This window comes from Zhongshania antarctica, assembly GCF_014202945.1.
GTDB lineage: Bacteria > Pseudomonadota > Gammaproteobacteria > Pseudomonadales > Spongiibacteraceae > Spongiibacter > Spongiibacter antarcticus.
Window position 1 is genome coordinate 1 of sequence record NZ_JACHHW010000020.1, and the last position, 10,366, is coordinate 10,366.

At 46.1% G+C, this 10,366-nt stretch carries 10 protein-coding genes; 6 read left to right on the forward strand and 4 right to left on the reverse strand.

What is annotated here, in order from left to right; genetic code table 11:
• The 3 genes from HNQ57_RS17535 to yafN all read right to left on the reverse strand — a co-directional run.
• On the reverse strand, positions 1-904 hold a 904-nt coding region (locus HNQ57_RS17535; protein ID WP_184465218.1), incomplete at its 3' end, for an SH3 domain-containing protein.
• 59 nt (positions 905-963) lie between these two features.
• Entirely contained in the window at positions 964-1,359 is a 396-nt protein-coding gene (locus HNQ57_RS17540) for a type II toxin-antitoxin system YafO family toxin (RefSeq protein WP_184465220.1), read from the reverse strand.
• A 4-nt stretch (positions 1,360-1,363) separates the two neighbouring features.
• Positions 1,364-1,657, reverse strand: a complete 294-nt coding sequence (yafN, locus tag HNQ57_RS17545; RefSeq protein WP_184465222.1) for a type I toxin-antitoxin system antitoxin YafN — start codon at positions 1,655-1,657, stop codon at positions 1,364-1,366.
• A gap of 317 nt (positions 1,658-1,974) precedes the next feature.
• On the opposite strand from yafN, the gene HNQ57_RS17550 reads away from it, so the two are divergent.
• The 4 genes from HNQ57_RS17550 to HNQ57_RS17565 all read left to right on the forward strand — a co-directional run bounded on the left by HNQ57_RS17550 (position 1,975) and on the right by HNQ57_RS17565 (position 5,000).
• Positions 1,975-2,307 carry a hypothetical protein gene (locus HNQ57_RS17550; RefSeq protein WP_184465223.1) on the forward strand — a complete coding sequence of 111 codons (333 nt, stop codon included), beginning with the start codon at positions 1,975-1,977 and terminating at the stop codon, positions 2,305-2,307.
• Between the two features lie 241 nt (positions 2,308-2,548).
• Positions 2,549-3,547: a replication initiation protein gene (locus HNQ57_RS17555; protein WP_184465225.1), complete on the forward strand. Its 999-nt coding sequence runs from the start codon at positions 2,549-2,551 to the stop codon at positions 3,545-3,547.
• A gap of 563 nt (positions 3,548-4,110) precedes the next feature.
• Entirely contained in the window at positions 4,111-4,746 is a 636-nt protein-coding gene (locus HNQ57_RS17560) for an AAA family ATPase (RefSeq protein ID WP_184465227.1), read from the forward strand.
• A complete protein-coding gene (locus tag HNQ57_RS17565) occupies positions 4,746-5,000 on the forward strand; it encodes a hypothetical protein (RefSeq protein ID WP_184465229.1) in 255 nt (84 codons plus the stop codon). The genes HNQ57_RS17560 and HNQ57_RS17565 overlap by 1 nt, the downstream gene beginning before the upstream one ends.
• 304 nt (positions 5,001-5,304) lie before the next feature.
• On the opposite strand, the gene HNQ57_RS17570 is transcribed toward HNQ57_RS17565, so the two are convergent.
• Positions 5,305-5,562 carry a hypothetical protein gene (locus HNQ57_RS17570; protein ID WP_184465231.1) on the reverse strand — a complete coding sequence of 86 codons (258 nt, stop codon included), beginning with the start codon at positions 5,560-5,562 and terminating at the stop codon, positions 5,305-5,307.
• Between the two features lie 1,196 nt (positions 5,563-6,758).
• Here HNQ57_RS17570 and HNQ57_RS17575 point away from each other — a divergent pair.
• Together HNQ57_RS17575 and HNQ57_RS17580 are read left to right on the forward strand one after the other, a co-directional pair.
• Entirely contained in the window at positions 6,759-7,520 is a 762-nt protein-coding gene (locus tag HNQ57_RS17575; RefSeq protein WP_184465232.1) for a hypothetical protein, read from the forward strand.
• Between the two features lie 8 nt (positions 7,521-7,528).
• Complete coding sequence (locus HNQ57_RS17580) at positions 7,529-10,300, forward strand: class I SAM-dependent DNA methyltransferase (RefSeq protein ID WP_184465234.1); 2,772 nt, start codon at positions 7,529-7,531, stop codon at positions 10,298-10,300.
• Positions 10,301-10,366: the final 66 nt, after the last annotated feature.

Here is a 10,366-nt window from a genome sequence, read left to right on the forward strand (position 1 = left end):
CATCTTCTAAAGAAGCGAAGCCGGATGCCCACTCCCCATTTTCTCCTGTCACAAGGAAGTGGGTTCTTGGGGGGAGGGTGGTAAGTTTGTCGTTGCTTGTAGACGGGCCTGATCGTAGATGCACGTCTGTTGTCGTGATAGCGGTGTAAAACTGGTTAGATACAATATGGTCTATTTTTTCAGCTACAGCCTGGTGTCGTTCAAAAAATATAGTGGCTTTGCCTTCTATCTCTATGTAGAGGGTTGTATCTAGCCCTTGCGCAAAAGAAATCAGAAATATAGCGGTCATTTCATAGGCGCATTTTAGGCCACGCTCTAAAACCAATAGCCAGGCTGCTATTTGTTCTGGTGATATATTTTTCTGATTTTGAGTGTCTTCCTCATCGTCGTTTTCTAAGCCATCTAAAAACGTGGTTATCTCAGTTATTTGAGCATACACAGGATCAACATAGCGATTAATATCTTGGTATGAGAGATGCGAAAGATGATCGTAGCTGTTGGCTTCATAAAATTTTGAAACACTGTCCATAGCGTTTTGCAGCGTCTTTGAAACTCCTGTCGCGGTGATGCCTGCTAGATCAAATGGCCTTAACGCTCGGTCTACTAGCCCACGTTGCTCTTCCACGATCTTGTTTGCTTGCTCTAAGGCAACCAATACGGATTGCCCGTCTGTTATTTTGCGAATGTAGTCAGGTTCCAAGCAGCTTGAGATGGCGCTTCTAGCTGCTGCCACAGCCGTAGCTATATTGCTTGTGAATACTGTTTCTTCATAAAGCTTTTTGAGCTGATTTGTTTTCTCTATCGCTCGTTCAACTTCATAGGTCGCCGACGACTTATGAATGAGATCCTGGTAGGTGTTTTGTTCGTTAATGATGCGTTGCCAGTATTCTGAGGTGAATGACATTACTGTAGGTTCTCCATCTCGCCTTAATTGACCCTAAAAGGATCATTTAGTGATCCTTTTTAGTGCTGCTTCCTGAAGTTTTCCGCCATCTGACCGATTCGATACATAATGTCGTTTTGCCGTTCTTGATCGTGAGCATCTGGGGTGAGGATGGAAATGAAGAGGAAAGCGTCGGGATCTAAAAATCCCTGGCAGTAGATAAGGTGTTCATCACTGCATCGGTAGAATTGGATTTTGTTTGTTGGAAAGGGTTTGCCGTCAGTGCCAAGATGGAGGTGCTGAACCTCTTCGGCTTTGACGATAGGGAGAGTGTGTGGATGGTCAAAAGGCACGTCTCTCCCGAAGGTATCCGGCGGGAATCCGGTTTTTTTGTACTGAATGAAATCAGACGTTAGTTTAGCTAGTTCGTCTTCTGTCAGTTGTGTCCGTATGATCTTGCTTTTAAAAACGTCCATTCTGTCACTCAGAGAAGTCGAATAGTTCCTCCTCACTGGCTGCAAGAATCAAATTTGCACCCTGCTCGGCAATGGCCTTCATTCGAGCTGCATTTGGCCGGAATTGACCCTTAACTCCTGTTAAGTTGGCTTCAAGCAGTTTAATCATCTGCTCGAACACCTCGGCACCAATCACATAGCCCGCAGTTTTATTGTGCGATAGCACAGCTACAGGTTCGCCACCGAAAAAATCGGCTGGACGCTTTCTAAGTTCAGAGAGCGAAACAGTTTTTTCAGCGTAGACTGATTGAGTAGACATTATGACCTCTTTTCCAAAAACATACAATGTTTTGTACGTTACTTTGTATGATTCCTATCCTATGGCTTGCGTCTATTTTCGTCAAGATATCATTAGCATTTTGTGTATATCACCATTTTCGCTAGATCTAGAAAAGGCTTGTTCCGGTCTCTCCCACCCTATCAATGGAAGACCGCCAAGATTTATGACTAATACTGGATAGTATTAGTCATAACAATTGAAACCCCCGTACTTAGCGGGCTACAGAGGAGTTGGGGCTTTAGACTTTCGACAGTGAATGACTTGTTGGATGAATTAGCCAAAAGAGATGATTTGGCTTGCCGAAATCAGGATGGAGTGATAAGTTTAACGCCATGATGGCAAATTACGCGACCGATATGGATTACAGAAGCCTAAAACTCTTAATGAGTGCGGGTGATCTTGCGCACTGCGAGCTGGTGCCTGTTCCCCTGAGCAAGGGCTGGATCATTCAAATCCAGCGTAAAAGCGGGCAACTTGTGACTATGCAAACACGTCGCGGGCAGGATAAAGTCTACGGCAGTTTGACGACAGCCGCGCAATGGGCAAGGGATATTGGTTTCAAACGGTTCTCAGTTTATATGCCTGAAAACCTAAGAGAGATGAAGATACAGAAGTCAGAGGACTTTTAATTAGGAAAAGAAGATAGCGGGAAAATTTGGCGCCTAAATACAAAGGCCAGAAAAACGAAACCCCTGGTCTGCTTTCAATCTTGGCGGAGAGGAGCAGAGACAGGGGCCAACACCCATCGGGCGCGATGTGAAAATTATCATCTGATTTTCACCTTTTCGCAACCCGTGGGTTAGGTATTAACCAAAAAAAGTACACAAGTTGTGTGAAATAACACACAACCAGTGTGCCGAGCGCGGGTAAATGGCCACACAACCGTTAAGACAATTGGATCTTTTTGCTGGGGATAGACTCCCTAGGAAGCCCTATTGCTCCGACGATAAAGGTTTTCAGCACATCGCGAGCCGCGAGCAAGCCCTCCAGCGCCGCTACATCCAACCTAACCCGCCCGCTCTGCTTTACCGTTTCGTGTTTGATGTTGATCGGGGGAACGCGTCAATCTGCTGGGATCACTTAGATGGTCCGCCGCCAAACTGGACCGCCAGCAACCCTTTCGGCCACGAACGCTATGGGTACGGCCATTTGGGTTACGAAATAAAAATCCCAGTGGTAACCACCAACGCAGGCCGAGCAGCACCGATCCGGCTTGCCGCAGCCATCGAGGCAGGCTTATCGGAGTTGCTGAACGCGGACGTTCTTTTTGCGGGGACGCTTTGTAAAAATCCAATGAATCCGGCGTGGGATATGGATATCTGGCGGGATGAACCTTACGACCTTCAAGAAATTGCGGCGTATATTCCGAACCTGAAAGACCAGGGCAAGCGAAGAAAAGGCCAGCGAAGGCAGGCGGTACTGAAAAATTCCGTCGGCCTTGGCCGCAACTGCCAGCTCTTTGAAACAGCCCGCATTTGGGCGTACACCGCGATACGGGACTACTGGCAACCAAACGGCGAGGGGAGGTGGAACAACGTTGTCAGAGACGAGATAGAGAGGCTTAATGAGGGGTTTGTGAATCCGCTGGCTTCCCAAGAGGTTAAACAAATAGCGCGCTCGATTAGCAAATGGACGTGGACGACTTTTACGCCTGCGGGCTGGCGGTCTTTCGTAGAGGCCACGCACAGCCCTGATGTTCAGTCGAGGCGAGGCCAAATGTCTGGCGCTAAGCGCGGCGAGAAGGCCGCTGAGAAGGCGATAGTGGCTGCTGAGCTGCGAAGCAAGGGCATGACTCAGGCCGAGATCGCTAAAAGGATAGGAGTGTCCGAGCGAAGTGTCCGTAATTACCTAAACCGGCAACGAACCTAATATCAGATAACAGCGGCTTTGCCGGTTTCTTTACCAATGGCGTAATTACCTAAACCCAGGGTACGGTATCCCGCCTCCTTAAAAATATCTATTAACCTAGTATCAGATAACAGCGGCTTATTTTATTGTTATCCCTTGAAGAACTTTCCGACTCTGCTGCTCTTCCCGACGGAATGGTGGGTCAAGGTGTGGGCAGAGTGTGTGTCGGGGCTGTGTACGATATTGTGGTCGGCTTGTCCGTCCATCAATTCGTACACAGTGCCGTCCACACGTCCCGTAGGGCTGTCCATCCCTTGTCCACCAATGACGGACGTACTGGGCTGCCGCCCAGACCCGCCAAGCGGTCGCGCTTGATCCTCGGGGGTCTGATTCTCGCTAAGGCTCGTTCAGACCCTTATTCATTGTTGCGTTGGTTGGCCGGTAAAGGGGCCGTGTTCTCGCCTCCCTTTTTTGTCGTTGCAGTGGTCGGCTGCGAGCCGCACCAATCCCCTTGACCTTCCTTTATTTAGGGTACAACATAGGATACTTATGTGATCCTTTTTCGATCCTATTAGGAGTTTTTAATGATACTGGTAGTTTGCTGCGAAAAAGGCGGTGCAGGTAAGAGTTCCTTAGCACAAACACTCGCCGTTTATTTAAAGTTGAATGACAAAGATGTGTTGTTAGTTGATGCGGACCCTCAACGTACAACTGCTGACTGGGCTGAGGATAGAGTTGAAGCCAATTTTCCGCGTATTCCTTGCGTTGAAAAGTTAGGCAATATCACCGCTGATTTGAAGGATTTAAGTGGCCGCTATGATGTTGTTGTTGTGGATTGTGGAGGGGCTGATAGTAAGGCGATGCGATCTGCGTTGGCGATCTCTGATCGTGCATTAATTCCTTTTCGGCCTAAGCGTCGAGATCTTAAAACGGCTCCTAAAATGGCTGAAATTATCGAACAAGCTCAGGCGTTGAATCCGAACCTTATTGTTCGTTCTGTTGTTACCCAGGTGCCAACATTGCCGAGTCAAGCAAATAGGATTCTTAATGCTAAACGCTTGTTAGCGAGTCTCGATCTTTCCCCGTTGGAGCACATCACTCGGAATTTGAATAGTTGGGATGACGCAGAAGAAGCAGGTGGAAGCGTTTTGGAATATGAAGACGAAAAAGCTGCGAGCGATGCTAATGCTGTATTTAATGAATTTTTGGGAGGTGCCTGATGGCGAAGGGTGATTTTGGTGATATTGGTAAAAAGCGTGCAGCGCCACAAAATGTAGATGCTTTTGTGGAGAGCGCTACTGCGGATGGCACTTCAAATTCAGCTGATCCGAGGGCAAAGAGAGATTATAAAAATCTACGTATTGGCCTCAATAGACACGAATATGAGTTGTTGGAAAAGGCAGCTCAGCGGGATGGTATGACATTAGTTGGGTTCATTCGGTCCGCATTTGTAAAAAAAGCAAAAGGGATTTAAAAGGGATCATTATGTGATCCTAAATATATCCGTTATTTGGTGGGAGAAAGTTCACACTGTGAACTTTTCTGTTTTTAAGCAAAAAAAAACCTCAAAACGCAAAAAGTCCAACCTTTGGACTTTTCTGTTTTAGACCTCTTTATGACCGTGAACAGAGAGTCATTTTCCACGTTGAATTGTTTTACGTAGAACAATTTTCAGCCTTGAGAAGGCACCCCCCGAAGGAGGTGCCTAATTGAAACACGCTAAACAAGCACTGCAAGCAGGTTGTCTGAGATTTATCGATAAAGACCGCGATCCGTCGTTACCAGCCAAGTTGGCTAATCAGCTTTTTCCGGTTAAAAGCGTTTTTACTGACCTGAACAGCTACTACCGAAAAGTAGCTGCGGTTATTTTTACGCCTAACCAGGCGGCGAATTTCCTCCAATAGATTCCCAATTTTTTGCGCCCCCTCCAGATAGAGGGGACACAGATCGCCAAATTTCGAGACTCCCGCCTCGATGATTACAGGGTCGCCAAACCCCGTAATCGGACGCCAGAGAGCTGCCAAGCTCTCGCACATTTCGCTTCCCAGATCACGCTTTCCCTTGTTCGATACAGTTGCAGGATCACTCCCTTAACCAACGAAATTCCAGTTCTGATATGCAGCAGCCAGCTGCTCAGTTCCAGATCACTTTTTCACCGCGCCAGTAAGCGAAGCAAGAAAGCTTATTCAAGGTATCCCATCGGTCTCTCGCCGATGTGTCACGCGGCTCCTACGCCAGCCCCAGTAATATCATCTGCTTTGCTAGTTTGCAGATCTGGATCGGCGCTTCCCAAGTTAGTTCACCTCTAGCTCTGAAGGTCCACCAGCTTTCGCTGTTTGACCAAAGTAGAAAGCAAGCTCCTGTTTGATGATCTAATACCTCGCGTAGGTATTAAAACGGTCGAATTTGCAGCGGGTAAAGATCCCAAAACCCTCACTGCCAAATCATCAAACCATCAACGCTTTTACTGCCGGTTTTCACCGTCACTTCCATTCCCGAGTTGCCCTTTCGGATTGTCCTGATAGCAGCTTTACAGCTTACATTTACAGGGTTGAGCTATACATCGACCTCCATTTCTGGAGTGCCGCTACGGCAGCGTTACCACCCGTAGCCAATGCCACTTAGTCAAAGAATCGTAAGATCCACTGCCTCGTTGGTACACCTTCCGGTGTCTTACTGGTTAGCGCTTTCGCGGTTCCCAGCAGCATCGCAGAAACCCTCCTGTCAGGTAGCTTAGGTGCGGTTTTTTTCCCTACACCATGCCATCTTTCGATAATGAACAGGGTTCTTCGTGTCGCCACGAATCCCGTTTCCTTGTCGCCCAATTTTAAAAATAATCAATCCCTCTTGTAGGAACGGACGAGATAGAAAAGGCGCATTGCAGCGCCTTAGCCCCTCTCGCATTCGGGCGAGCTTGTTTCCAAGCACCCGGCTGCTCCAAGAAGCTTGTAACGAGGCTGGCATGCCTCGTTACCGTAGTGAGCCTAGCAAGGGCTCACTAAGATGTGCGTCTGACGTGGGAGGTTGGCAGCCCCCTACACTTGGCAGTTGGCGTACGGCCCCTCCCCCTGATCGTTGGCACGATCAGATGAAATCCGCACCCTAAATATGCCGCGCTTTCTTCACCAGGTCAATAACGGACGGAATCTTATATTGTATGTACCCCACCTTTCTCATAATATAAGCTATATCATATTGTATGTACTGCATAAGATCTAAGAAGATATTCACTATGCTACCTGTTTTCGACCCTCCGGTTTACATCTCTAAAGTCGCTACCATGCGTCGCATCCAGCATCATGTTTCGCATGGATACCACCACTTCAATTCTGGGATCGTTCCAGCAATGAAGGCAATAAGTCTCGCCTCAAAATTCGCTGCGAACTACGGTGTAGATCGAACAACAAACCAGCGTTATCGTGATCGAGCGAAAGGGCTTTCTAGTGTAAAAGTGTTTTTTTACCCAAAAGCAAATAGCTTAGATTTATATTGGTTTTTGTTGGCCACTGATGGAAGTGCAGATAGTCCAATCTTCAAACTAGAGAAGATGAAAGATACGCGCTTGAAAGACCAACGACTCCACTGGAACAACGAGTATGAAATAAGTCGGCATAATCCTAAAGGCCAAGAAAAGCCGAGTTATAGTTGGCAAATAACCGCAGAAAATTGGAAGGCATGGCAGGCTAGAATTAAGAAGGCGGCTACGTCACGAGATACCTCATTAATGCGTCAAGCCTGGTGGTCTTTATACCGCACACCAGGCTTTGCTTTGATAAGAAAGCAGGTAGGACAGCTAACTGTTCAGTGCCGCAAAGAGTGGCGAAGAAATCAAAAGGACTCAGAGTTCCCTGGTGAGCTAATGAGGCTCTATTATGTGACGCCTAAAACAGATGATCAGCAGTTACTTTCTCAATTGGTTTACCGAGCCGAAAAGGAAAGGGTATTGTGGTTCGGATCAGATTACCCAGATGTTAAAACTTGCGTACAAGGATGAATATATAAATGCCACTTTCATGGAATGAAATTAGAGATCGTTCAGTTACCTTTGTTCGCGAATGGGAAAATGAATCTTCAGAGCATGCTGAGGCTAAGACGTTCTGGGATGAGTTTTTCCAAGTCTTTGGCGTTAGTCGCCGTCGGCTTGCGGCCTTTGAAAAGCATGTTAAGAAGTCTGATGGGAAAGATGGGTTCATAGATCTTTTTTGGCCTGGTATGTTGTTGGCAGAGCATAAATCTAGGGGGAAAAATCTAGATTCCGCTTACGACCAAGCTGTTGATTATTTCCCAGGTCTTAGTGATAAGGAGTTACCTCGCTATATCATTGTTTCAGACTTCGCCAGATTCCGAGTTCGCAATCTTGATTCAGGCGAAAGTGTCGAGTTCCCTCTCGCTGAGCTGTCTAAAAATCTTTCAACCTTTAGTTTCATTGCAGGCTATGAAACACGACAGTACAAAGAGCAAGATCCTGTAAATACAAAGGCTGCTGAGAAATTAGCGCAATTGCATGATACGTTGAAGGATATTGGTTATGAAGGACATGAGCTTGAGGTCTACCTTGTTCGAATCCTGTTTTGTATGTTCGCTGACGATACAGGGATATTCATGCCTCGCAGCGCCTTTGAGGACTTTATTCGAGTTAGAACTGCGGAAGATGGGTCGGATTTAGCGCCAAGGCTAAATCAAATATTTCAGACGCTTAATACCCCACCTGAAAAGCGGCTCAAAAATCTTGATGATCAAATTGCCGCATTCCCTTATGTGAACGGTAAGCTGTTTTCAGAATTTTTACCGCAGGCCAGCTTTGATCGCTCAATGCGTGAAACTCTACTGGACTGCTGTGAGTTGGACTGGGGGGCAATTAGCCCAGCGATCTTTGGCTCCTTATTCCAAGGCATCATGGATGCAGATATGCGCCGAAATCTTGGGGCACATTACACCAGTGAAAAAAACATCCTCAAGGTGATTGGCCCTCTGTTTATGGATGAGCTTAGGGAGGAATTTGATAAAGTTAAAACCCAGGTGAAGAAGCTACAGGATTTCCATGAAAAACTGGGCTCGCTTAACTTCTTTGATCCTGCTTGTGGTTGTGGGAATTTCCTTGTAATCAGTTATAGAGAGATCCGACTGCTTGAACTTGAGGTCATTAAACGGCTTTACAGTAAGGATCAGCAGCAGCTTTCGATGGATGCTGTTAATCAATATGTAAAGATTGATGTAGATCAGTTTCACGGTATAGAAATCGAGGAGTGGCCTGCGCAAATTGCTCGTGTTGCTATGTGGTTAATCGATCATCAGATGAATCTATTGGTTGGCGAAGCCTTTGGTCAGGCGCTTGTGCGGGTTCCATTGGTAAAGTCGGCTAATGTTGTTCATGGAAATGCTCTACGCTTGGACTGGAACGCTGTAATTCCTTCTGATAAATGCAGTTATATGTTTGGGAATCCACCATTTATAGGGAAAAGTAATCAAACTACCGGACAAAAATTGGACTTGGAAACTGTTTTCAACAAATCCAAGGGAGCGAAAGATTTAGATTTAGTTACAGCATGGTATGCGAAGGCTGCAATATATTCGTCACTTACTACTAAGTGCGGATTTGTTTCAACAAACTCTATAACACAGGGTCAACAAGTTAGTATTCTTTGGTCTTTCTTAAATCAGTATGGGATCAAAATACTTTTTGCGCATAGAACCTTTCGTTGGAGCAATGAAGCGAAGGGTGTGGCTGCTGTTCATTGCGTGATATTGGGATTTGGCAAAAAGGAGGAAAAGTCTCCGAAGCTTTATGAATACGACAATATTGGAGGGGAGCCTCACCTTACTATTGCGAAGGAAATTAACCCATACCTTGTAGATGCCCCTTCAATTTTATTACCTAGTCGTTTGACACCGCTATGTCCATCCCCTCCAATGCTTTATGGGAACAAGCCTGCTGACGGTGGGTATTTGCTACTAACGAATGAAGAGAAGGATACTGTTCTAGACAAAGAACCTCATACGAGTCAATGGATCAAGCCTTTTGTAGGTGCACAGGATTTTCTAAATGCAGGAAAACGCTGGTGCTTATGGCTCGCTAATGCCCCGCCTAACACATTAAAAAGTAGTCAGGAGTTATCCAAACGTGTCAAAGGGGTGAAGGAATTCAGAGAGAAAAGTACGAAAAAGCAGACTGTTGAGCTTGCAAAAATACCCACTTTATTTGCTGAGATTAGACAATCTGAAAGTGATTATGTACTAATTCCAAGGCACTCATCTGTAAATAGGAGCTATATTCCATTTGGATTTTTTAGCAAAGAAATTATTGTCGGGGATAGCTGTTTTGCATTACCTAATGCTAATCTTTTTCAATATGGTGTAATTCAATCTGCCATGCATATGGCTTGGACTCGATCTGTTTGTGGCCGAATAAAAAGTGACTATCGATACTCGGCCTCAATTGTATATAACAACTTCCCATGGCCGATAAATGCCGCTGAAAAACACATAAAGGCTATCGAAATTTCCGCTCAAGGCATCCTAGATGCCAGAGATATATATCCAGATTCAAGTTTGGCTGACCTCTACAACCCTTTAACTATGCCACCTAATTTGGTGAAAGCCCATCAGACGCTCGACCGAGCCGTGGATGCGGCTTACGTACCTAGTGGAGGGAAAAAAAGCTGGGATACCGAGGCGGAAAGGGTGGCGTTTCTGTTTGAGCTGTACCAGAAGATCACTTCTTTACTGCCTGTTGAAAAGAAAAAATCGAAGGCACGCAAGAAAGCTGCTGTGTAGTTCTTGAATATTAGTCAGGACTTCTGACTAGGTGGTTGGTATGCACCCACCCAGGCTGAGAGCTAC

Coding starts and splice junctions, on each gene's coding strand:
- HNQ57_RS17555 (WP_184465225.1), top strand. CDS start 2,549: ATGGCCACACAACCGTTAAGACAATTGGATCTTTTTGCTGGGGATAGA.
- HNQ57_RS17580 (WP_184465234.1), top strand. CDS start 7,529: ATGCCACTTTCATGGAATGAAATTAGAGATCGTTCAGTTACCTTTGTT.
- HNQ57_RS17565 (WP_184465229.1), top strand. CDS start 4,746: ATGGCGAAGGGTGATTTTGGTGATATTGGTAAAAAGCGTGCAGCGCCA.
- HNQ57_RS17540 (WP_184465220.1), bottom strand. CDS start 1,359: ATGGACGTTTTTAAAAGCAAGATCATACGGACACAACTGACAGAAGAC.
- HNQ57_RS17575 (WP_184465232.1), top strand. CDS start 6,759: ATGCTACCTGTTTTCGACCCTCCGGTTTACATCTCTAAAGTCGCTACC.
- HNQ57_RS17570 (WP_184465231.1), bottom strand. CDS start 5,562: ATGTGCGAGAGCTTGGCAGCTCTCTGGCGTCCGATTACGGGGTTTGGC.
- yafN (WP_184465222.1), bottom strand. CDS start 1,657: ATGTCTACTCAATCAGTCTACGCTGAAAAAACTGTTTCGCTCTCTGAA.
- HNQ57_RS17560 (WP_184465227.1), top strand. CDS start 4,111: ATGATACTGGTAGTTTGCTGCGAAAAAGGCGGTGCAGGTAAGAGTTCC.